Origin of the sequence: Geomonas diazotrophica (assembly GCF_019063885.1) — a bacterium.
Classification (GTDB): Bacteria; Desulfobacterota; Desulfuromonadia; order Geobacterales; family Geobacteraceae; genus Geomonas; species Geomonas diazotrophica.
Map to the genome: position 1 here is coordinate 1,301,200 of NZ_CP077684.1, position 21,748 is coordinate 1,322,947.

At 61.8% G+C, this 21,748-nt stretch carries 18 protein-coding genes; 16 read left to right on the forward strand and 2 right to left on the reverse strand.

What is annotated here, in order from left to right:
* Positions 1-4 precede the first annotated feature (4 nt).
* From speA to KP003_RS05700, 4 genes are all read left to right on the forward strand, one after another.
* Entirely contained in the window at positions 5-1,912 is a 1,908-nt protein-coding gene (speA, locus tag KP003_RS05685) for a biosynthetic arginine decarboxylase (protein ID WP_216500637.1), read from the forward strand.
* 236 nt (positions 1,913-2,148) lie between these two features.
* Positions 2,149-2,343, forward strand: a complete 195-nt coding sequence (locus KP003_RS05690; protein WP_216500638.1) for a GSU3473 family protein — start codon at positions 2,149-2,151, stop codon at positions 2,341-2,343.
* Between the two features lie 242 nt (positions 2,344-2,585).
* Positions 2,586-3,194 carry a YceI family protein gene (locus KP003_RS05695; RefSeq protein WP_216500639.1) on the forward strand — a complete coding sequence of 203 codons (609 nt, stop codon included), beginning with the start codon at positions 2,586-2,588 and terminating at the stop codon, positions 3,192-3,194.
* A gap of 372 nt (positions 3,195-3,566) precedes the next feature.
* Complete coding sequence (locus KP003_RS05700) at positions 3,567-3,794, forward strand: hypothetical protein (protein ID WP_216500640.1); 228 nt, start codon at positions 3,567-3,569, stop codon at positions 3,792-3,794.
* Positions 3,795-3,874: 80 nt separating this feature from the next.
* Here KP003_RS05700 and ldhH read toward each other — a convergent pair whose 3' ends face one another.
* Complete coding sequence (ldhH, locus tag KP003_RS05705) at positions 3,875-6,010, reverse strand: L-lactate dehydrogenase (quinone) large subunit LdhH (protein WP_216791027.1); 2,136 nt, start codon at positions 6,008-6,010, stop codon at positions 3,875-3,877.
* On the reverse strand, positions 6,007-6,558 hold the full coding sequence (locus KP003_RS05710) for a LutC/YkgG family protein (protein WP_216500642.1): 552 nt from the start codon (positions 6,556-6,558) through the stop codon (positions 6,007-6,009). The genes ldhH and KP003_RS05710 overlap by 4 nt, the downstream gene beginning before the upstream one ends.
* 443 nt (positions 6,559-7,001) lie before the next feature.
* Between KP003_RS05710 and KP003_RS05715 the strand changes: the two genes are divergently transcribed.
* From KP003_RS05715 to KP003_RS05770, 12 genes are all read left to right on the forward strand, one after another.
* Positions 7,002-8,951, forward strand: a complete 1,950-nt coding sequence (locus KP003_RS05715; RefSeq protein WP_216500643.1) for an L-lactate permease — start codon at positions 7,002-7,004, stop codon at positions 8,949-8,951.
* Between the two features lie 146 nt (positions 8,952-9,097).
* Positions 9,098-9,463, forward strand: coding sequence for a CidA/LrgA family protein (locus KP003_RS05720; RefSeq protein ID WP_216791028.1), 366 nt, complete (start codon positions 9,098-9,100; stop codon positions 9,461-9,463).
* Entirely contained in the window at positions 9,460-10,149 is a 690-nt protein-coding gene (locus KP003_RS05725) for an LrgB family protein (protein WP_216791030.1), read from the forward strand. Before KP003_RS05720 ends, KP003_RS05725 begins: the two co-directional genes overlap by 4 nt.
* Positions 10,150-10,201: 52 nt before the next feature.
* On the forward strand, positions 10,202-11,575 hold the full coding sequence (locus tag KP003_RS05730; protein WP_216791031.1) for an FAD-binding oxidoreductase: 1,374 nt from the start codon (positions 10,202-10,204) through the stop codon (positions 11,573-11,575).
* A gap of 102 nt (positions 11,576-11,677) precedes the next feature.
* Positions 11,678-12,919, forward strand: a complete 1,242-nt coding sequence (locus KP003_RS05735) for a (Fe-S)-binding protein (protein ID WP_216791033.1) — start codon at positions 11,678-11,680, stop codon at positions 12,917-12,919.
* 119 nt (positions 12,920-13,038) lie between these two features.
* Positions 13,039-13,761 (forward strand): FadR/GntR family transcriptional regulator, encoded by a 723-nt coding sequence (locus KP003_RS05740; protein ID WP_216500648.1) that lies wholly within the window; start codon positions 13,039-13,041, stop codon positions 13,759-13,761.
* A 208-nt stretch (positions 13,762-13,969) separates the two neighbouring features.
* Complete coding sequence (aspS, locus tag KP003_RS05745; protein ID WP_216791035.1) at positions 13,970-15,754, forward strand: aspartate--tRNA ligase; 1,785 nt, start codon at positions 13,970-13,972, stop codon at positions 15,752-15,754.
* A gap of 12 nt (positions 15,755-15,766) precedes the next feature.
* Positions 15,767-16,456 carry a LysM peptidoglycan-binding domain-containing protein gene (locus tag KP003_RS05750; protein ID WP_216791036.1) on the forward strand — a complete coding sequence of 230 codons (690 nt, stop codon included), beginning with the start codon at positions 15,767-15,769 and terminating at the stop codon, positions 16,454-16,456.
* Positions 16,457-16,978: 522 nt separating this feature from the next.
* A complete protein-coding gene (locus tag KP003_RS05755) occupies positions 16,979-19,207 on the forward strand; it encodes an NADP-dependent isocitrate dehydrogenase (RefSeq protein WP_216500651.1) in 2,229 nt (742 codons plus the stop codon).
* 65 nt (positions 19,208-19,272) lie between these two features.
* The gene (mdh, locus tag KP003_RS05760) at positions 19,273-20,226 is read left to right on the forward strand and encodes a malate dehydrogenase (RefSeq protein WP_216500652.1); all 954 of its coding nucleotides are present in this window, start codon (positions 19,273-19,275) and stop codon (positions 20,224-20,226) included.
* A gap of 175 nt (positions 20,227-20,401) precedes the next feature.
* Positions 20,402-20,593 carry a 4Fe-4S binding protein gene (locus tag KP003_RS05765; RefSeq protein ID WP_129126504.1) on the forward strand — a complete coding sequence of 64 codons (192 nt, stop codon included), beginning with the start codon at positions 20,402-20,404 and terminating at the stop codon, positions 20,591-20,593.
* Positions 20,594-20,614: 21 nt separating this feature from the next.
* Positions 20,615-21,748, forward strand: coding sequence for a 2-oxoacid:acceptor oxidoreductase subunit alpha (locus tag KP003_RS05770; RefSeq protein WP_216500653.1), 1,134 nt, complete (start codon positions 20,615-20,617; stop codon positions 21,746-21,748).

Here is a 21,748-nt window from a genome sequence, read left to right on the forward strand (position 1 = left end):
GAAAATGGCTAAATGGACCATCAACGATTCCTCCAAGATCTACAACATCGATAACTGGGGCGCCGAACTCTTCTCGGTCAACAAGAAGGGTAACGTCTGCGTGCACCCGACCCCCAATTCAAAATACTCGATAGATCTCAAGGTGCTGGTCGACGACCTGATCAAGAGAAAGATCAAGCCGCCGATCCTTCTGCGTTTCATGAACATCCTGGAGGGGCGTATCGCCTCGATCAGCCGCGTCTTCAAGAACGCGATTCACGACAACAACTACCCGGCCAAGTACCAGACCTTCTACCCGATCAAGGTGAACCAGCAGCGCCAGGTGGTCGAGGCTATCGCCAACTTCGGCAAGAAGTACAACATCGGCCTCGAGGTCGGCTCCAAGCCCGAGCTGGTGGCGGCCATCTCCATGGTGACCGGCAGCAACCTCCCCATCATCTGCAACGGCTACAAGGACACCGAGTTCATCGAAACCGTGCTCTTCGCAACCCGCGTCGGCTACGACATCACCATCGTGGTGGAGAAGCTCTTCGAACTTGAGAAGATCGTCGAGGTGGCCAAGCGCACCGGGATTACCCCGAAACTCGGCATCCGCGTGAAGCTCTCCTCCAAGGGGATCGGCAAGTGGTCCACCTCCGGGGGCGAGGACGCCAAGTTCGGCCTGCGCATCTCGGAGATCATCGCCGCCATCGACATGCTCCGCGAAAACGGCATGCTGAACACGGTGAAGCTGCTGCACTTCCACGTGGGGAGCCAGATCACCAAGATCGATAAGATCAAGAACGCCCTGATCGAGGGGACCAGGATCTATGCCGAGATGAGGAAGCTCGGCGTCGACCTCGAGTTCCTGGACATCGGCGGCGGCCTCGGCGTCGACTACGACGGCTCCAAGTCGAGTTACTTCTCCAGCGTCAACTACTCGCTCGAGGAGTACGCCAACGACGTCATCTACCAGGTGAAGAACATCTGCGACGACGCCGGCGTCCCGTGCCCGAACATCATCTCCGAGTCCGGCCGCGCCACGGTCGCGCATTACTCGGTACTGATCACCGACGTCTTGAACAACAACACCCAGACGCTCATGCCGGACTTCGAGTTCATCCTCACCGAGACGGAGAAGCTCTCCCCGACGGTCAAGAAGCTCGTGGACATCTACAAGAGCATCGACAAGCACTCCCTGCGCGAGGACTACCACGACACCATCCAGCTGATCCAGGAGTCGGTGAGCCTCTTCAACCTGGGCTACCTGAACATGGCCGAGCGCGCCAACGCGGAGTGGATCTACTCGAAGATCATCAGGAAGATCAACTCCATCGTGGATAAGATGAAGCCGATCCCGGACGAGCTGCAGAACTTCCAGCTGAGCCTCCGGCAGACCTACTTCGCCAACTTCTCGCTGTTCCAGTCAATCCCGGACTCCTGGGCCATCGACCAGCTCTTCCCTATCGTCCCGATCCAGCGCCTGGACGAGAAGCCGGACGTGCTGGCCTCCATCGCCGACATCACCTGCGACTCCGACGGCGAGATCACCAGCTTCGTGGGGGAGAACGGCAGGACCAAGGCGCTGCCGCTGCACAAGATCAAGGGGGACGAGCAGTACTACATCGGCTTCTTCCTGATCGGCGCCTACCAGGAGATCCTGGGCGACATGCACAACCTCTTCGGCGACACCAACGCGGTGCACATAACCTTCAACAAGAAGACCAACTACAAGATCGATACGGTGATCACCGGCGATGCCACCTGGGAGAGCCTGAAGTACGTGCAGTACGACGCCCAGGAGATACTGAAGCGCGTCAGGAACAACCTGGAGAAGGATGTCTCGCTGCAGAAGGTGTCCATCGAGGAGAGCAGCCACTTCCTGGAGCTGCTGGACAAGACGCTGCAGTCCTACACCTACCTCGGCGAGTAACCTCACTCTTTTTTAAAGTTCTTTTTTTTGCTGTCGATACAGTACAGGGGAAAGCCAAGCGGTTTTCCCCTGTTGCTGTTTCAGCAATGCCGTTTGTCTTGTACGTTGGTTTCGAAAAGCGGCTTATAATTTGGACTTTCTCAGTAGCCTGTGTTAAACTTTGCTGCCGATAGGGTCAGGTAGCGCCTCGTTTCAAAGAAACATCGCGGCATCCATCTCGAGGTGTGGAGGACGTAATGCTTATTCAGGTGAGCTACGACGACAACAAGTATGACTACGTCAAAGACTTCATGCTGGACAAACTGATCCAGTCCGGCACGATCTCCAGTTTCAGGCGCAGGTCGGGCTGGGTCCGTGTCGGTGTCGATCCGGTTCGCACCCCGCGTCGCGAGCCGTACAACGGTGTCGAGAGAAGGGGCGCCAACGCCTGATCCGACCCTGGCCTCCTGCTCCGGCGGGAGGTTTACCGCCGCCTGACCACACCATCTTCACCGGTTCCCCTCACCGCATCCTTCCGAACCCCCTCCTACTCCTGACGCGGCTGCCGCCGTCTTCCGAGCACGCAAAGCGCCATTCTTATTGTCGACAAACAGGACCCTAATGGTATCATTGTCGTGTTGCGTGACATCACAGCGTCGTCTGGCTTCGCCAAGCGACACAGAGGAGGGTAACGATGATCAGATTAACAGCGGCCCGGGTCGCCGGTTTGTTCACGGCAGCGTTTTTGTTTGCAGCACCTGTGCTCGCCTCGGCTGCCACCTGGAACATAGACCCCGATCACAGCAGCATAGGTTTCAAGGTCCGGCACCTGATGGTCTCCAACGTCAAGGGAGTATTCGGGAAGGTTTCGGGTGTGGTCAACATCGATGACCGCGACCTCACCAGGTCCTCGGTCACGGCGACCATCGATACGACATCCATCGATACCGGTGTCGCCAAGCGAGATGCCCATCTCAAAAGTCCGGACTTTCTGGATGTGGCCAAGTATCCAACCATGACCTTCGTCTCCACGGGGCTGACCAGGGGGAGCGGCGGCAGCTTCAAAGTCCTGGGCAACCTCACCCTGCACGGGGTGACCAGGCCGGTGGTACTCGACGTGGAGGGGCTTTCACCCGAGGTCAAGGACCCGATGGGGACCATCCGGCGCGGCGCCGCGGCCAGCACTGCCATCAACAGGAAGGATTTCGGTCTGACCTGGAACAAGATGCTGGAAGCGGGCGGTGTCGCGGTCGGCGACGAGGTAACGATCAGCATCGAGGTCGAGATGACCAAGGCCAGATGATCACCGAGTGTCTTTGAGCTGGAACAGGGGGGGCGTTCTCCAGGTGGAGGACGCCCTCTTCGTTTGAAAGGTTGAACAGCTCCCCGGCGGCCGCATGTGGCGGTTATACACCCCCTGAAGAAGCGATAATTCCTGTATTATCAGATTGTTGTCTTTGAGGGGGAAGGCGCGGGGCTGGAAACGGGGTGCCGGGGTGTATGAAAAAAACATACTATCGTGACGGCCCTTCGTTGCGACCTGTATGGTCCATCTTTAAAAACAGCTTTTATTTCAGGTTGTTGCGCGGTAATTGGGGTGCTGGTCGATATCTGGCACGCTTGATGCTCTTCATGAGTCCAGCAGGCTAACGACCGATCCTAAAAGGAGGATGTCATGAAAGCGAGAGCACCTATTACCTCGATCATCGCAACAGTCGCATCGGCAACATCGGCTTTTGCAGCCAACGGTGCGCAGGCGGACGAGCCTGGCATCCTTGTCTGGGCTTTCATGGGCTTTGCCGCCGTCATCGTGGCGGGACAGATGGTTCCCGCGGCCATGCTGGTCATCGGCGCGGTGAAGGCGCTGTTGAGCAAACCGGAGGCTGCCAAGTTGAAGGCGTAACAAGGATGGTGTAGTCCGCTGTAACGAGAAAAGCCGCTCTTTCGAGCGGCTTTTCCATTTTCACCTGTGTGCGCCGAACGTTACCCCTTGAGCCGGTCGGCGAGCAGTTCGGCCGTGTGCTTCACCCGTACCGGGGCGCCGTCCTGGTCAAACCCGCCGCTGATCTGCAGCACGCAGCCGGGGCAGTCCATCGCCACGAGGGAGGCGCCGGTATCCTTGATGTTCTTCAGTTTTCTCTTCAGGATGGGAGCCGAGATCTCGGGGAGCTTCATGGAGTAGGATCCCCCCATGCCGCAGCACATGTCACACTCGAACATCTCCTCCAGCTCATACCCCGCCTGCTGCAGCAGTTCGCGCGGCTGTTCCGACACCTTCAGCGTCCTCTTCAGGTGGCAGGAGTCGTGGTAGGTGATCTTGCCCAACTGTTCCCCTTCCTGGAAGCTCAGGCGACCCTCGTCCACCAGGCGCTTCACCAGCGTCGAGAGGTCGACGGTCTTCTCCGCCAGTTTCCTCGCCTTGTCCAGCCACTCGGTCCGCCCGACCGCCTCGAGCGTCTTGGCGAATTCGTGGGCGAGCGCAACGGTACAGGTTGGGCAGGCGGACACCACGTACTGTGCGTCCTGTTGCAAGAGTGCCTCGATGTTGTCGGCTGCGTTCTGGGCGGCCACCTCGTAGGCGCCGCTGTAGAGGGCAGGCGCACCGCAGCAGGTCTGCTCCTCGGGGAAGGCCACCTCGATCCCCGCCTTGTTGAGCAGCTTCACGAGGGCGACCCCTGTTTCGGGGTAGGCGAAGTCGATCAGGCACCCGGCGTAGAAGACCGCCTTTTCCTTCCCCTTGGGCTGCTCGATCCCCGCGTAGATGTCGCGGAAAGGCTTATCGGCTATGGCCGGGAGGCTGCGCCCGTCGGTGAGATCAGAAAGAAAGAGCGGCAGGTGGCGGATGAACTTCCCTGAGGTGAACGGCTTGCCGGCGACCGAGGCGGCGCGGAGCATGCCGTGGAAGAGCTTCCTGTTGTTCACCACGCTGAAGATGGCCTTCTGCACCAGCGGCTGCCCCTTTTCCAGCACCAGACGGCGCCGGATCTCCATGATCATCTCGGGGATGTCCAGCTTGCCGGGGCAGACCTGGGTGCAGTTGCCGCACTGGATGCACAGACCCTGGATATCCTCGGACTTCTTCAGCTCGTCGAACCAGGCGGTGAGGATGGTGCCGATGCCGCCGGTGTAGACCTTCCCGAAGACGTGCCCCCCCACCAGGCGGAAGATGGGACAGACGTTCAGGCAGGAGCCGCAGCGGATGCACTGCAGGGCCTGCTTGAACTTCGGGTCCTTGGCCATCTCGCTGCGCTGGTTGTCCATCAGGATGATGTGCAGCTCCTTCATGGAGCCGTCGTCGTTGGGGGTAGGGCCCGTGATGATGGAGACGTAGCTGGTGAGGAGCTGCGCGGTGGCGCTCCTGGGGAGCGCGTCCAGGATGGGGACCACGGTCTCGAACTTCTCCACCAGTTTCTCGACGCCGATCAGTGCCACGTGGACGCGGGGGAGGGTGGTCACGAGGCGCGCGTTACCCTCATTGGTCACCAGCACGATGCTGCCGGTTTCGGCGACGGCGATGTTGGCCCCGGAGATCCCCATGTCGGCGGCCAGGAACTTGGGGCGCAGCTCGTTTCTGGCCACCTTCACCAGGCGCGGGATGTCGGTGTCGAGGCGCTCGTTCACTTCCTTGCTGAAGATGTCGGCGACCTCCTCCTTGGTCATGTGGATGGCGGGCATCACCATGTGGGACGGGGTCTGGCCGGCGAGCTGGATGATCCATTCCCCGAGGTCGGTCTCCGCAACCGAGATCCCTTCCTTCAGCAGGGCCTGGTTCAGGTGGATCTCCTCGGTGGCCATCGACTTCGACTTCACCACGTTGTTCACGCCGTTGTCGCGCGCCACCTTGAGGATGTACTGTTTCACCTCTTCGGGGTCGCGGGTGCGGAACACCTTGGCCCCGAGGGCCTCGGCATTCTTTCGGAAGGTCTCCGCCACCTCGTCCAGATGGCAGGCCGCGGCGGACTTCGCCTCGGCGATGCGGCCGCGCAGCTCCTCGAAGTCGATCCCCTCGTAGGCCTTGGTGCGGTTCACCTTGTAGGCTTCGGAGAACTTGCCGAGCGCGCCGGTAAGGTTGGCGTCGTTCAGCGCCCGGTTGATGGATGCCTTGAATTCCTGTTTCATTTCTTCTCCCCTCCCAGCTCGTCAACGAACAGTACGATCAGCCGCTCCGGCCCGTGCACGCCGATGGTCAGTACGCGCTCGATGTCGGCGGTGCGGCTGGGGCCGGTGATGAAGGCAATGTAGCGGCTGTTCTTGGGGGTGATCCGGGTGAAGAGGGCGCCCTTGTCGGCCACGATGTTGCCTGAAGGTACGAGCGCGATGTGGATCGCGGTAAGTGCCGAGGCGAGGCGCTGGTCCGGCGCAGCCTGGTCCTGCACCAGGGAGCCGGTGTCGGCCACCGCGAAGGACATGTCGCTGATGCCGACCTTGGCCTGTGCCGCGCGCTCCCTGGTCACCTCAAAGCCGAGCCCCGGAACCCCGGCGAGAGGCCCCTGGCCTACCGCATCCAGAAACGGCCCCTTGGCCCAGACCGCGTAGCTGCCGGGACGTTCGCAGACCCCTTCCTGCTTCAAGAAGGAGAGGACGAATTCTACAGCGTCACTGCAGGTGGCGACGCGATGCACTTCCGCCCCGACCCCGACTGCCCTGGCCTTGAATTGCTCGTACATGCTGTTCTTCCTCCATCGTTTGGGTCTTTACCGCTGCGCACATTGCGGCCCGTTTTGCATCGGCCGTTTTTGACGAGGGTAAAGCTGTTTTAAATTCCCCGGAACCTGCTGCTCATTCCTCTCATACGTTCGTTCGGCGAGTGGCAGGCAGGGTATATGATAAAAGAGATATTACCATATGGCCAAATAATCCTAGTCGAAAAACTCGCATGAGTAAAGCTATTTATATAGCGTATGCAAAATAACTTGACACCGTTTTGAAAAGGTGGTTAATTGGCCTTACCAAAATGTATAACTTGGTTTGATTGCCCAGTTCTCCGATGTGCCAGCAGTGGGCGTCAGTTAAGTGCAGGTTCGGTCCGAGCCTTTCATTCAATTCATTGTAGATAGTCATTTCTTTTGCCGCCCATACCAGCATCACGAACCAAAGGAGAACTACAGTCATGCCATGGATTCAGAGCTACACCCCCGTTGCGGGAAGCCTCGCGATGTCCGCGCTGGTTGCCGCCATCCCCCTCGTCGTCATCTTCGTCTGTCTGGCCGTGTTCAAGATGAAGGCCCACAAGGCAGGTCCCCTGGCCGTCGCCTCCGCCCTCGCGATCGCCATCTTCGTATGGCAGATGCCGGCGAAACTGGCCGGACTCGCCACCCTGCACGGCGCCGCATTCGGTCTCTTCCCCGTCTTCTACATCGTGGTCACCACCATCCTCCTCTACAACATCACGGTCAAGGGTGGGCAGTTCGAGATCATCCGCGCCTCGCTGGCGGGACTGACCGGTGACCGCCGCCTGCAGGCACTATTGATCGCATTCTGTTTCGGTGCCTTCATCGAGGGGGCCGCGGGCTTCGGCACCCCGGTCGCGATCGCGGGCGCTACCCTGGTCGGCCTCGGTTTTCGTCCCTTCTACGCGGCAGGCGTCTGTCTGATCGCCAACACCGCTCCGGTGGCCTTCGGCGCGATCGGCATCCCCGTCGTAGCCCTCGCCGGTGTCATGGGGTACGACGACGCCGGGCTCATGAAGCTCTCCACCATGGTGGGGCGCCAGCTCCCCTTCATCTCCATCTTCATCCCGTTCTACGTCATCATGATCATGGCAGGCTGGAAAAAGACCATCGAGGTGCTGCCGGCGATCGTCGTCTGCGGCGTCACCTTCGCCCTGGCCCAGTGGGGCACCGCGAGCTACCTCGGTCCTTACCTCCCCGATGTGACCGCTTCGCTGCTCACCCTGGCCGCCCTGGTCACACTGCTCAAGTTCTGGCAGCCGGCGACGGTCTGGACTTTCGACCACGAGCCGGAGTTCAGCGGCAAGGAGAGCCACGACTACACCGGAGCCGAAGTGTTCCGTGCCTGGGCTCCCTACCTCGTTCTCACCATCATGGTCCTCGTTTGGGGCATTCCTTCCGTGAAGACCTCTCTCGACAAGAGCAAGCTCGTGATTCCCGTCGCCGGCTTGGATAACGCCATCGTGAAGAAAGTTTCCAAGCCCGAAGACGGCGCCAAGAAGGTCGCCGCGGTCAAGGCCGAAGCGGCCAAACAGGCCGCGCTTCTCTCCCCGGCGGATCCCAAGCAGGGGACCCTGGCCGCCGGCCTCACCGAACTGCAGGCGCTCGAGGATAAGGTGCTGGTTGTCGAGCAGAGCCTCCCGGCCGGCAAGCCGGTGGTCACCGCCGAGCGGCTGGCCGCCTACGACGCGGTAGACAAGAAGCAGAAGGATCTGCAAAAGATCCAGAAGGAACTGGTGGAAGCGAAGGCCGTGGACAAGGCGCAGTTCAAGGCGCTGGACAAGGCCCTCACCGACCAGCTCCCGGCCAAGGTGCCCGCCAAGTTCACCTTCAACTTCATGTCCGCAGCCGGCACCGCCATCCTGATCGCGGCCATCATCTCCGCTCTCATCTGCGGCGTGGGCGTCGGCCAGTTCTTCCAGGTGCTGGGTAAGACCCTGTACGACATGCGCTGGCCCGCGGTCACCGTCGCCTCCGTGGTCGGTCTCGCCTTCGTCATGAACGCATCGGGCATGACCACCAGCATGGGGATATCCTTCACCAAGGCGGGCGCCATGTTCCCGTTCCTCTCCCCGTTCCTGGGCATGCTGGGCGTTTTCCTGACCGGTTCCGACACCTCCAGTAACGTCCTCTTCGGCGGCCTGCAGAAGGTGACCGCGGAGCAGCTCGGCATGAACCCGCTCCTGACCGGTGCCGCCAACACAAGCGGCGGCGTCATGGGCAAGATGATCTCCCCGCAATCCATCGCCGTAGCTTGCGCCGCCACCGGCCTCGTCGGCGAGGAAGGGAACCTGTTCCGCTTCACCTTAAAGCACGCCCTGTTCCTCACCACCATGATGGGCATCATCGTGGCGCTGCAGGCCTACGTCTTCCCCTGGATGATCCCCTGACAGACGGCAGCAATCCCCGGGAGGGTGCACCTCCCGGGGATATTCCTGCGCACAGGGGGGCGGCTGGAACCGGTCCTTGCACGTGCAACTCCCCGCTTCCGATTCCCGGCGCCGGGACCACCTGAAAACCGCGAAGGGCCCATGGCATGGCGACAAACCTCATCAAGATAACCTGGCAGACCGTACTCCTTTGGCTGGTGTTTCGCCTGGGGGGGTACCTGGTTGGCGTCCTGCATCTCTCCCTCCCCGGCAACGTGGCCGGGATGCTGCTTATGTTCGCCCTGCTGGCGAGCGGCCTGGTAAAACCCGCCTTGATCGAGGCGGCGAGCGGTTTTCTTCTTAAGCACTTCGCCTTCTTCTTCATCCCGATCTCGGTGGGGCTCATGTCCTTCGGTCCCCTGGTGCGCCAAAGCGGTCTGGCGCTGCTGGCCATCCTGCTGGTGAGCGCGCTGGCAGGCGCCGCGGTGACAGGGGTGTCGGTGCAAATGCTGCAACGCAGGAGGGAGCCGTGAACCTGCCCCTCTTCACCCTTTTCGTGCTGCTCACCCTGGGGACCTACCTGGCCACCCGCTGGCTCTTCCTCACCTACCGGAACCCGCTGTTGAACCCGGTCTTTCTGAGCACGGTGGCCATCATCGCGCTGCTGCAGGCGACCGGACTCACGCTGGAGGATTACCGACCCGCGAAGGACGCCATGACCTTCCTGCTGGGGCCGGCCACGGTGGCGCTGGCGCTGCCGCTCTACCACAACCGCCAGGTGCTGAAGAAGTACGCGCTTCCGGTCCTCTCCGGTGTCGCCGCCGGCTCCCTTACCACCATGGCGGCGGCGCTCGTTGGCGGACGGTTGCTGCACCTCGATGACGGCGTGCTCCTCTCGCTGGGACCCAAGTCGGTAACGGTGCCGATCGCGGTGGAAATCTCCCGCCTCACCGGAGGCGACGCGAGTCTCACCGCCGCCTTCGTGGTGGCCACCGGGATGATCGGTTCCATCGCGGGGCCCCTCCTGCTCACCCTGTGCCGGGTGCAGAGCCCGGTTGCGCGCGGGCTTGCCCTGGGGACCGTGTCGCACGGGCAGGGGACCGCGGTGGCGCTGCTGGAAAACGAGACCGCCGGCGCCATGGGCGGGGTCGCCATGGCCATCGCGGCGGTGTTCACCGCGCTGGTGGCCCCTTACTATCTGCCTCTTTTCCTGCGCTAGCGGCGACAGCGGCTAACGGTTCAACCTCACATGAAAGAAAGGAAGAAACGCCATGGAACATAGCTTCATAAAGGCCCTCAGCGAGATAGTGGGGGCGCAGTACACCCTTTCGGATCCGGAATCCCTCGCCTGCTACGGCTACGACTCGACCCCCGAGCTGCAGAGCCGCCCCGGGGTGGTCGTGCTTCCGGGTACTTCCGAGGAGATAGCCAAGGTGATGGCACTTTGTGACGGCGCCGGCGTGCGTGTCACCCCGCGTGGCTCAGGGACGAACCTCTCGGGCGGGTCCATCTCCTTCGACTCCGGCGTCGTGCTGCAGACCAGCAGGATGAACCGGATCCTCGAGATCGACGAGGAAAACCTCACCGCCACCGTCGAGACCGGCGTGATCACCTCCACCCTGCACCGTGAGGTTGAGGCGAAGGGGCTCTTCTATCCTCCCGACCCCGGCAGCATGAACATCTCCACCATGGGGGGGAACGTCGCCGAGAACTCCGGGGGGTTGAGGGGGCTCAAGTACGGGGTCACCGACGACTACGTCATGGGGCTGAAGACCATCCTCGCCGACGGCGAGGTGCTGAAGACCGGCGGCAAGGTGGTCAAGGACGTGGCGGGGTACAACCTGAACCAGCTCCTCGTCTCCTCGGAAGGGACCCTCGGCGTCTTCTCCGAGATCACCGTGAAGCTGATCCCGAAGCCGCAGACCAAGAAGACCATGCTGGTGCATTTCCCGCAACTCGAGCAGGCAGCGCTCACCGTCTCGCACATCACCGCGGCGCGCATCATCCCGGCCACCCTGGAGTTCCTGGACCGCACCACCATCAAGTGCGTCGAGGAGTACGCCCACGTCGGGCTCCCCCTTGACGTGGACGCCGTGCTCCTCATCGAGGTGGACGGGCACCCCGCCCAGGTCGAGGAGGATGCCGCCGGCATCCGCGACATCTGCGAGCGGCACCACTGCTCCTTCTTCCAGACCGCGGCCACCCCCGAGGAGGCGCTGAAGCTCGCCACCGCGCGCCGCGTCGCGCTCTCCGCCCTGGCCCGGGTCCGTCCCACCACCATCCTTGAGGACGCCACCGTGCCGAGGAGCTGCATCGCCCCCATGGTGAAGCTGATCCAGGACACGGCGAAGAAGTACGACCTCCTGATCGGCACCTTCGGTCATGCCGGCGACGGCAACCTGCACCCCACCTGTCTCACCGACGAGAGAAACCCCGACGAGATCGCCCGCGCCCACAGGGCCTTCGGGGAGATCTTCGAGGCGACCATCGCCATGGGGGGGACCATCACCGGCGAGCACGGCGTGGGCGTGGCCAAGAAGAAGTATCTCCCCAAGCTGGTCGGAGAATCCGGTCTCAAGGTGATGCGCGGCATCAAGGGGGCCTTCGACCCCCGGGGCATCCTCAATCCGGGGAAAATATTTTAAACAGGTTGAGGTTAAGGTTGAGGTTGAGCAAAGACCTTCGGGCCTACCGCCTTCGGCATTGCCTCTCCTTGACCTCAACCTCAACCTTAACCCGAGGTTCTCATGGATTACGTCAAACTGATCAACTGCATGCGCTGCGGCATGTGTCTGCCGCACTGCCCGACCTACAAGGAGTCCTTCCTGGAAACCGCCTCGCCGCGCGGCCGTGTGGCGCTGGTGCGCAAGTTCCAGGAGGGGGAACTGGTGGAGAGCGAGAAATTCCTGGAATACGTCTCCCTCTGCCTGGACTGCCAGGCCTGCGCCTCCGCCTGCCCCTGCGGCGTCAACGCGGGGGAGCTGGTGGCCGAGTTCCGCTGCGAGAGAAAGCAGGAAACGGGACTCTCCGTCATGGAGGATATGGTCCTGAGAAAGCTGGTGCCGCACCCGGACCGCCTGGAGGCGGCGACGGCGCCGCTTAGGGTTTACCAGCGCACCGGGCTGCAGAAGGTGGTCCGTTCGCTGGGGCTTTTGAAGGTGTTCCCTGCGGCGCTGGGGAGGATGGAGGGGCTGCTGCCGAAGCTCCCCGATGCCCCGCTGCGCCAGACCATCAGCGAGGTCACCCCGGCCGTCGGCGAGCAGAAGGGGACGGTGGGCTTTTTTCTCGGGTGCGTCATGAGCCTCATCTTCAGCGAGGCGAGCCTCGCCACCGTCGAACTCCTCACCTCCCTGGGGTACAAGGTCGTCACGCCGAAGGAGCAGAAGTGCTGCGGCGCCCCCAACATGCTCGGGCACGACCTGGTCGGGCTCCAGGAGGCGGCGCGCTTCAACACCGACCTGTTCCAGTCCCACGAGCTCGACTTCGTGGTGACCGACTGCGGCGGCTGCGGCGCCGAACTGAAGAAGTACGGCCACCACCTGGACGGCGAAGCTGCCGCCACCGCCTTCAGCACCAAGGTGCGTGACATCTCCGAGATTCTGGCCACCGAGGCCGGGGCGCTGAAAGAGAAGCTGAAGCCCCTGCCGCTCAAGGTGACCTACCACGACCCGTGCCACATCGCCCACTGCCAGGGGATCCGCAGCCAGCCCCGCGCCCTGATCAACCTGATCCCCGGCATCGACTTCCGAGAGCTCCCCGAGGCGGATGCCTGCTGCGGGTCGGCCGGCACCTACAACATCGAGAAGCCGGAGATGTCGGACCGGGTGCTGTCGCGCAAGGTGCAGAACATCCAGAAGACCGGAGCCGACTACCTAATCACCAGCAACCCCGGCTGCCTTTTGCAGTTGAAAAAGGCGCTCGCCGAGGCCACCCCGCCGGTCAAGGTGATCCACCTGACCGAGCTGTTGCAGATGAGCCTCAACGGTTGAAAGGGAGGGGCACGGCCGGCCGGGAAAAGGTCGGCATGTGCGCCAAAATGACGCTGTCGGCTCGGCCAGAGCCTAAAAATTTTGTTGCCTTAGCCACTCTAATGTAGTATCGGTGCCTCATGAAATTTACGCCGATTAAACCCAAAAAGGTGTCGACGCAGATCGCGGAGCAGATCCGCAGCTCGATTTTGGCGGGCGAATTCAACCCGGGCGAAAAGCTCCCTCCAGAGCGCGAGTTGGCCGAGCTGTTCGGCGTTTCCCGCCCCTCGGTGCGCGAAGCGCTCAACATCCTCACCTCGTCCGGACTCGTTGAGACCTACCAGGGGGGAGGGACGCTGGTCCGCTCCCTGGTCGAGAACTCGGCCGCCATGCCGCTCACCGAGTTGATCCGCATCGACGGCGACCGGGCCCTCGACGTCATCGAGGTCCGCAAGGGGATGGAGTCCTGGACCGCGTGGTACGCGGCCACCCGCGCGCTACCCGAGGATATCCGGCGTATCGAGGCGGTGATCGAGGGGATGAGGAAGAACCTCGAGGATTTGAAGCACTCCGAGGACTTCGACGCCCACTTCCACATGCTGGTGGCCCGCGCCACCCACAACGTGGTCTGGTCGCACATGATGCAGAGCATCTTCGAGGCGATGCAGGAGTTCCAGCGCGACGTCTGGCGCGCGGTCTATCTCACCGAGGAGGACCAGCAGCTGCTCTTCAACCACCACCTGAAGGTCTACGAGATGATCCGCGACCGCAACCCCGACGGCGCCCGCGACGCCATGCTGGAGCACCTGGACTTCGCGCAGAAGCGCTGCTCCGCCTATGTTTCCATGCGCGGCTCCGAGTAGAATAGGCAGCCAAAGTCACCCAAAGGCCCGGTAGATCACTCTGCCGGGCCTTTTCTGCCTCCGGGGGACGCCTCGCCCGGCCTGTGTCGCGGACTGGTTCCCTCCCGTCCTGCCGCGGAAGGGGGGAGCTTTTTGGTTGAAGCAAAATTTGTTTTTCGGTATAGTTACGCGATTTATTTCCCTGCAGATAAAACCAAGGAGGGTTTACATGATAGATTTTCTGGGCGATTGGAAGAGAACCAGTTATTGCGGCGAGTTGAGGGCCGAGCACATCGGTCAGGATGTGGTCCTGATGGGGTGGGTCTCCAAGCGGCGCGACCATGGCGGGCTCATCTTCGTTGACCTGCGCGACAGGGACGGCATCGCCCAGGTGGTTTTCGACCCGGAGAGAAACGCCGACGCGCACGCAAAGGCCGAGAGCGCTAGAAACGAGTTCGTCCTTGCCATCAAGGGGACCGTCGCGGCCCGCCCGGAAGGGACCGTGAACCCGAAGATGAAGACCGGTGAGATCGAGGTGCTGGTCAAGGAGTGCAAGCTCCTGAACCCCTCGAAGGCGCTCCCCTTCACCTTGGACGGCTTCGTCGACGTCAGCGAGAACATCCGCCTGAAGTACCGCTACCTCGACCTCAGGACCGGCCAGTTGCAGCAGAACCTGATCCTGCGCTCCAAGGTGGCCCAGCTCACCCGCTCCTACCTGACCGACAACGGCTTCCTCGAGCTGGAGACCCCATTCCTCACCAAATCCACCCCCGAAGGGGCCCGCGACTTCCTGGTCCCCTCGCGCATCAACAAGGGCGAGTTCTACGCCCTGCCGCAGTCCCCGCAGCTCTTCAAGCAGATCCTCATGGTGTCCGGCTTCGACCGCTACTTCCAGATCGTGCGCTGCTTCCGCGACGAGGACCTGCGCGCCGACCGCCAGCCCGAGTTCACCCAGATCGACTGCGAGATGTCCTTCATCGACCGCGAGGACATCATCACGGTGATGGAAGGGCTCATGGCCCGCATCTTTACCGAGGCGCGCGGCGTGAAGGTCGAGCTCCCCATCCAGAGGATGACCTACCAGGAGGCGATTCGCCGCTTCGGCGTTGACAACCCCGACCTGCGCTTTGGCCTGGAACTGGTCGAGCTCTCCGACATCGTCAAGGAATCCGGCTTCAAGGTCTTCGCCGACGTGGTGAAAGGCGGCGGCATCGTCAAGGGTATCAACGTGAAGGGCGCCGGCGCCATGAGCCGCAAGGAGATCGACGATCTCACAGAGTTCGCCAAGATCTACGGCGCCAAGGGTCTCGCCTACGTGAAGATGACCGCGGAAGGGTGGCAGTCCCCGATCGCCAAGTTCTTCACCGCCGAAGAGATCGCCACCATGGACAAGGCGTTCGACGCCAAGGAAGGGGACCTGCTCCTGTTCGTGGCCGACAAGCCGAAGGTCGTCAACGACTCCCTCGGCAAGCTCAGGAACCACCTGGCCGCCAAGATGGGGCTCACCGACCCCAACGAGTACCGCTTCGTCTGGATCACCGACTTCCCGCTGCTCGAGTGGGACGAGGAGGAGAAACGCTGGGCCGCGGTGCACCATCCGTTCACCGCGCCGATGGACGAGGACCTGCAGTACGTGGAGAGCGACCCCGGCCGCTGCCGCGCCAAGGCCTACGACCTGGTCCTGAACGGCAACGAGATCGGCGGCGGCTCCATCAGGATCCACCAGGAGGAGGTGCAGTCCCTGATGTTCAAGATGTTGGGGCTCTCCGAGGAGAACGCGCGCAGCAAGTTCGGCTTCCTGCTGGACGCCCTGGAGTACGGCACCCCGCCGCACGGCGGCATCGCCTTCGGCCTGGACCGCCTGATGATGCTGATCACCGGCTCCGACTCGATCCGCGACGTCATCGCCTTCCCCAAAACCCAGAAGGGGGCCTGCCTCATGTCAGAGGCTCCCTCCGGCGTCGACACCCTGCAGCTGCGCGACCTGGGCATCCGTCTCGCCGCGAAGCAGTAAGGCGTCACCTCATTGAGGCTTTTCGCCCGTTTCATAATCCTGCTGCTCACTCTCTCAGCGGCGGCCTGCGCAACGCAGCCGCCGCGTTTTCGCGATGAAGCCGCCGCCAAGCTGGACCAGCTGAAACTCGAAGGCGGGGAGCGGCTGCGCCCGGCCGAGTACGCGAGCGTGCTGCAGGCGTTCCTCAAGGGGGACGCCTACCTCATGGAGAGCGAGCAGGAGGAAGCAGACCGCTACTTCCAGATGACGATTCTGAAGGGGGATCTCCTGGCGCAGGAGGTGGCCGCCGAAAAGGCCCGCCGGCTCGCCGAGGCGGCGCGCCTGGCCGAGGAGCGCAGACGGGCCGAGCTGGCGCGGCTGGCCCGCCTGGAGGAGGAGCGCCTGGCCAAGGCGCTGGCCGCCGAGAAGGCGCAGCGCGAAGCCGCCGAGGCGGAGCGGCGCAAGGTCCGGCCGGTTGTGAAGGAGCCCGTCCAGGTCGCTTCATGGACCGTACGCAGGGGCGAGTCCCTGCCGCTGATCGCCTCGCGTCCCGAGGTCTACGGGGATCGCAACCTCTGGCCCCTGATCTACCGCGCCAACCGGGACCAGATCCGCGACCCCAAGCACATCTGGCCGGGCCAGGTGCTGCGCGTTCCCAGGAACGTCGGGCGCGACGACTTCGCCGAGGCCCGGCGCTACGCCCAGGAACACCCTCTGCACTGAGCCGCGCCATTTCGTTAGACAGTATTTTTGAACGCTATTTTGTCGAAACTGCGCCGTCTCCTTCTTTCAGCGGGAAGGAGAGGGCGGGGCGCCTTTCGGCAAAAGGCGCCGCCGTCTTCGCCGCGGTGGCATCCCCCTTTTCCTTTTTACCAATGGTTTTACGCCACTGCGCGTTTTAGCTCGCTTTTTCCCCGTCCCGTCCCCGCGCCTCCCCCGGCGGACCCCCTTTCTGCACCGCCGCGCGCCCTTTTAAATCCTCTCCAACTTCAACCAGATTTTCCCTTGACAGTGAAAAACGTTTTGTATACTGTATACAAAATTTGAAATCCAAGAATATCCTGCTAACATCCCATAATCCTTTATATATTTCGAGAGTCGCCGCGAAGACCCCTCCCGGGGGATGGGCGGCAGGTTGTTGACGGGCTCCCGCAGGCTAATAAAACACCATGTCGGGCGATGGCAGCGTGGCTTTGCCCACCATTTTGTATTTTGTGCACTTCGCATAAAAACCAAGGAGAGATCATGACAACACAGACTAAGATCGTTTGGACCAAGATCGACGAGGCCCCCGCACTGGCAACCTACTCCCTGCTCCCCATCGTCAACGCCTTCACCAAGGCCGCCGGCGTCGAGGTCGAAACCAGGGACATCTCCCTGGCCGGCAGGATCATCGCCAACTTCCCCGAGAACCTGACCCCCGAGCAGAGGATCGCCGACGAGCTGGCCTACCTGGGCGAACTGACCCAGAAGCTGGAAGCCAACATCATCAAGCTCCCCAACGTCTCCGCCTCCATCCCGCAGCTCAAGGCCGCCATCGCCGAACTGCAGAGCCAGGGGTACAACATCCCGAACTACCCGGAAGAGCCCAAGACCGACGAGGAGAAGGCGCTGGCCGCCCGTTTCGCCAAGGTGCTCGGCTCCGCCGTCAACCCGGTGCTGAGGGAAGGTAACTCCGACCGCCGCGTCGCCAAGGCCGTCAAGGAATACGCCAAGAAGCACCCGCACAAGATGGGCGCCTGGTCCTCCGACTCCAAGAGCCACGTCTCCAACATGAGCGCTGGCGACTTCTATCACAGCGAGAAGTCGGTGACCCTGAAAGAGGCCACCACCGCCAAGATCGAGTTCGTCGACAATCTCGGCAATGTGACCGTGCTCAAGGAGAAGCTCCCGCTGCAGGCTGGTGAGGTGCTGGACGGCTCCTTCATGAACGTGCGTGCCCTCAGGAAATTCATCCAGGAGCAGATCGACGACGCCAAGGCCAAAGGGATCCTCTTCTCCGTGCACCTGAAGGCCACCATGATGAAGATCTCCGACCCGGTCATCTTCGGGCACTTCGTCACGGTCTACTTCAAGGACCTCTTTGAGAAGCACGAGGCGACCTTCAAGGAAATCGGCGTCAACGCCGACTTGGGCCTTGGTGATCTCTACAAGAAACTCGAGAAACTCCCGGCCGCCAAGAAGGCCGAGATCGAGGCTGATATCCAGGCCACCTACGCCAAGCAGCCGCCGCTGGCCATGGTCGATTCCGACAAAGGGATCACCAACCTGCACGCCTCCAACGACATCATCATCGACGCCTCCATGCCGGTCGTCATCCGTGATTCCGGCAAGATGTGGGGCCCGGACGGCAAGCTCGCCGACGTGAAGTGCACCATCCCGGACACCAGCTACTCCGAGTGGTACCAGGAATGCATCGATTTCTGCAAGAAAAACGGCCAGTTCGACCCGACCACCATGGGCGCTACCTCCAACGTCGGCCTCATGGCTCAGAAGGCCGAGGAGTACGGCTCCCACGACAAGACCTTCGTCGCGCCGCTCAACGGCACCATGCGTGTAGTCGACGCCGCCGGCGAAGTGCTGATCCAGCACCAGGTCGAGCAGGGCGACATCTGGCGCGGCTGCCAGGCGAAGGATCTCCCGATCCGCGACTGGGTCAAGCTTGCCGTCAGCCGCGCCCGCGCGACCGGCGCCCCGGCCGTCTTCTGGCTCGACAAGAACCGCGCCCACGACGCGCAGATGATCGAGAAGGTGAACACCTACCTCAAAGACCACGACACCACCGGGCTTGAGCTGCACATCATGTCCCCGGTCGAGGCGATGAAGTTCACCCTCCCCAGGGCCAAGGCCGGCAAGGACACCATCACCGTGACCGGCAACGCCCTCAGGGACTACCTGACCGACCTGTTCCCGATCCTCGAGCTCGGGACCTCCGCGAAGATGCTCTCCATCGTTCCGCTTCTGGCGGGCGGCGGCCTCTTCGAAACCGGTGCGGGCGGTTCCGCTCCGAAGCACGTGCAGCAGTTCCAGCAGGAAGGTTACCTGCGCTGGGATTCCCTGGGCGAGTTCCTGGCACTGGCCGTCTCCCTCGAGCACCTGGCCGCCACCTTCAAGAACGAGAAGGCAGCACTCCTCGCCGAGACCCTCGACGTCGCCAACACCAAGTTCCTGGATCAGAACAAGAACCCGGCGCGTAAGGTAGGCCAGATCGACAACCGCGGCAGCCACTTCTACCTCGCCATGTACTGGGCAGAGGCCATCGCCGCCCAGACCAAGGACGCCGACCTCGCCGCCAAGTTCGCCAAGGTCGCCAAGGCACTGCAGGAAAACGAAGAGAAGATCAACGCGGAACTCATCGGCGCACAGGGCAAGCCGGTCGACATGGGCGGCTACTACCACCCGGACGACAAGAAGACCGAAGCGGCTATGCGTCCGAGCGCAACCCTGAACGCAATCATTGACTCGATCGTCTAAGAAGCGTAAACAGTAGTTTTCCGTGTACGACAGACATCACATTTAATTAACGGAGGAACAAAGACATGGCACGTAAGAAAATCGCACTTATCGGTGGTGGTCAGATTGGCGGCGTACTTGCTCAGCTTGCAGCTCTGCGCGAACTGGGTGACGTGGTGATGTTCGACATCGTGGAAGGCCTGCCGCAGGGCAAAATGCTGGACATCGCCGAGGTAGGTTCGGTTGACGGCTTCGACTGCTGCCTGAAAGGGACCAACAGCTACGAGGACATCCAGGGCGCCGACGTGGTCATCGTTACCGCAGGTCTGCCGCGCAAACCGGGCATGAGCCGTGACGACCTGATCGAGGTCAACTCCAAGATCATGACCTCCGTTGCCGAGGGGATCAAGGCCCACGCGCCGAACTCCTTCGTCATCGTCATCTCCAACCCGCTCGACGCAATGGTCACCCTGTGCCAGAAGATCACCGGCTTCCCCTACAACCGCGTCATCGGCCAGGCCGGCGTCCTCGACTCCGCACGCTTCAAGACCTTCATCGCCTGGGAACTGGGCGTTTCCGTGAAGGACGTGAACGCGATGACCCTGGGCGGCCACGGCGACGACATGGTGCCGCTGGTGCGCTACGCCTCCGTGAACGGCATCCCGGTCATGGAACTGCTCGAGAAGAAGTACAAGGACAAGGCTAAGGCCAAGGAAGTCATGGACGCCATGGTCAAGAGGACCCGCGGTGCGGGCGGCGAGGTTGTCGCCCTCTTGAAAACCGGTTCTGCTTTCTACTCCCCGGCTTCCTCCGCCATCTGCATGGCAGAGTCCATCCTCAAGGACCAGAAGCGCGTTCTCCCGACCTGCGCATACCTGAACGGCGAGTTCGGCGTGAAAGGCTTCTACGTCGGCGTTCCCTGCGTCCTTGGCGAGAACGGCGTCGAGGCGATCCTCGAGTTCGAACTGGATGCCGAAGAGCAGGCCATGATGGACAAGTCGGTTGCCGCCGTTAAGGAACTCGTTGGTTCCATGAAGTAAGAGGCAGCTTACGTGGTACTACCAGGGGGTAGGGAGGTTTCCCCTCTCTACCCCCTTTTTACGAAAGCATGCTGTTTGGGCCAAAATCCGAGCACTTGCATTTTGTAAACACTATGTGTTATATACCCACAATTTGCACAGCCTGCGAAGGCAATTTGTCAAAGGAGCTACGTTGATGGAGAAAACACCGGCGAACATCGAGATCATCGAGAAGTACTGCAAGGGGTGCCACATCTGTGTGGAATTCTGCCCCACCAAGGTCTTGGAAATGAAGGGTTTTGTGGCAAGCGTCAAGAACCTTGAGGCATGCATCAAGTGCATGCAGTGCGAGCTTAGATGCCCTGACTTTGCAATCAAAGTATCGTAAACAATTTTAGGAGGTAAGAAAGTGGCTAAAAAAGTTGCATTCCTTCAGGGGAACGAAGCTGCCGCACAGGGGGCACTCTACGCCGGGTGCACGTTCTTCGGCGGTTATCCGATTACACCTTCCACCGAGGTGGCAGAGGTTATGTCTGTCGAGCTTCCGAAGATCGGCGGCAAATTCATCCAGATGGAAGACGAGATCGGTGCCATGGCTTCCGTCATCGGCGCTTCCTTGACCGGCGCTAAAGTACTGACCGCGACCTCGGGCCCGGGCCTCTCCCTCAAGCAGGAGCTGATCGGCTACGCCTGCATCGCCGAGACCCCGTGCGTCATCGTTAACGTCATGAGGGGCGGCCCCTCCACCGGTATGCCCACCGGTCCTTCCCAGTCCGACGTCATGTGCGCCAAATGGGGTACCCACGGTGACCACCCGGCCATCTGCCTGACCCCGGCCTCCGTGCAGGAGCTCTTCGAAGAAACCGTACGCGCCTTCAACCTGGCCGAGAAATACCGCACCCCGGTTATGGTCATGCCGGACGAGATCGTAGCCCACATGCGTGAGCGCATCGTGTTCCCCGATCCGGGCGAGCTGGAAGTCATCAACAGGACCGCTCCGAGCGTCCCGCCGGCAGAGTACAAGCCGTACGACACCAGCTTCGGCGACGTGCCGCCGCTGGCAGCTTTCGGCAGCGGCTACCGCTTCCACGTGACCGGCCTCAACAAGGGGCAGGACGGCTTCCCGACCACCAAGGCCGCCTGGGTTCAGGCCGAGGAAGAGCGCCAGGTGCGCAAGGTCGACGCCAACATCGACGACATCGTCCAGTTTGAAGAGTACGAACTTGCCGACGCCGAAGTCGCCATCGTTGCCTACGGCTCCACCTCCCGCTCCGCCCGTTTCGCAGTGAACGAGGCCAGGAAGCAGGGGATCAAGGCCGGCCTGTTCAGGATCAAGACCTTCTGGCCGTTCCCGGAGAAGCAGATCGCCGCTCTCGCCGGCAAGGTGAAGGCGTTCATCACTCCGGAGATGAACCTCGGCATGTGCACCGGTGAAGTGAAGCGCTGCGCAGAAGGCAAAGCAGCGGTCCACGGCATCTTCCGCGTTGACGGCGAGCCGATCAACCCGGGGCAGATCCTCGAAAAGATCAAGGAGGTTAAGTAA

Coding starts and splice junctions, on each gene's coding strand:
- KP003_RS05755 (WP_216500651.1), top strand. CDS start 16,979: ATGACAACACAGACTAAGATCGTTTGGACCAAGATCGACGAGGCCCCC.
- KP003_RS05730 (WP_216791031.1), top strand. CDS start 10,202: ATGGAACATAGCTTCATAAAGGCCCTCAGCGAGATAGTGGGGGCGCAG.
- mdh (WP_216500652.1), top strand. CDS start 19,273: ATGGCACGTAAGAAAATCGCACTTATCGGTGGTGGTCAGATTGGCGGC.
- KP003_RS05690 (WP_216500638.1), top strand. CDS start 2,149: ATGCTTATTCAGGTGAGCTACGACGACAACAAGTATGACTACGTCAAA.
- KP003_RS05715 (WP_216500643.1), top strand. CDS start 7,002: ATGCCATGGATTCAGAGCTACACCCCCGTTGCGGGAAGCCTCGCGATG.
- aspS (WP_216791035.1), top strand. CDS start 13,970: ATGATAGATTTTCTGGGCGATTGGAAGAGAACCAGTTATTGCGGCGAG.
- KP003_RS05735 (WP_216791033.1), top strand. CDS start 11,678: ATGGATTACGTCAAACTGATCAACTGCATGCGCTGCGGCATGTGTCTG.
- speA (WP_216500637.1), top strand. CDS start 5: ATGGCTAAATGGACCATCAACGATTCCTCCAAGATCTACAACATCGAT.
- KP003_RS05695 (WP_216500639.1), top strand. CDS start 2,586: ATGATCAGATTAACAGCGGCCCGGGTCGCCGGTTTGTTCACGGCAGCG.
- KP003_RS05710 (WP_216500642.1), bottom strand. CDS start 6,558: ATGTACGAGCAATTCAAGGCCAGGGCAGTCGGGGTCGGGGCGGAAGTG.
- KP003_RS05765 (WP_129126504.1), top strand. CDS start 20,402: ATGGAGAAAACACCGGCGAACATCGAGATCATCGAGAAGTACTGCAAG.
- KP003_RS05720 (WP_216791028.1), top strand. CDS start 9,098: ATGGCGACAAACCTCATCAAGATAACCTGGCAGACCGTACTCCTTTGG.
- KP003_RS05700 (WP_216500640.1), top strand. CDS start 3,567: ATGAAAGCGAGAGCACCTATTACCTCGATCATCGCAACAGTCGCATCG.
- ldhH (WP_216791027.1), bottom strand. CDS start 6,010: ATGAAACAGGAATTCAAGGCATCCATCAACCGGGCGCTGAACGACGCC.
- KP003_RS05740 (WP_216500648.1), top strand. CDS start 13,039: ATGAAATTTACGCCGATTAAACCCAAAAAGGTGTCGACGCAGATCGCG.